This is a genomic window from Kitasatospora nipponensis (assembly GCF_039528135.1).
Lineage (GTDB): Bacteria > Actinomycetota > Actinomycetes > Streptomycetales > Streptomycetaceae > Kitasatospora > Kitasatospora nipponensis.
This window is the reverse complement of sequence record NZ_BAAALF010001136.1, coordinates 1-525: the sequence shown is the minus strand read 5'-3', so window position 1 is coordinate 525 and position 525 is coordinate 1. Positions and strand designations below refer to the sequence as shown.

Below are 525 nucleotides of genomic sequence, written 5' to 3'. Positions count from 1 at the left end.
CTCCCGTGTCGGCCGCCCGGGCGGTGCGGAACCCCTCCTCGATCAAGCCGTTGCCCAGCACGTTCTGGAACACCGAGCTGCGGTGCTTGCCGCTGCCACCGTCCTCGAACGCCTCGTTGACCACGTCCCAGGCGTAGATCTTGCCCTTGAAGTGGGTCATCTCGGTGGTGATGTGATTGTTCATCACGCTGCGCAGCGTGTTCGCGTCGCCGATCGAGCTGACCCAGGACGGGAGCTGCGAGTGCCAGACCGTGGTGTGGCCGCGCATGCGCTGCCCCTTTGCCACGGCACGGTTGACGATCTGGTCGGCGGCACCGAAGTTGAAGTTGCCGCGGGACGGCTCGATGGCGTCCCACTTCATCTCGTTCTCCGGGGTGATCATGTTGAACTCCCGGTCCGCGCTCGGCGCGTACGTCGAGTCGCCGAGCCGGCCGGCGGCCACTGCGGTGCCGAAGGACCTGCCGGAGGGGGCCGCCTGCGTACTCAGGGCCGCGGCTCCGGCGAAGTTGGGGGGGGGCGGGACGA

At 68.4% G+C, this 525-nt stretch carries 1 protein-coding gene; it reads right to left on the bottom strand.

Going from position 1 to position 525, the window contains the following annotated elements:
• Positions 1–525 (bottom strand): endo-1,4-beta-xylanase (locus ABD323_RS45280; protein ID WP_344447760.1); only part of this gene is annotated, 525 nt, incomplete at both ends.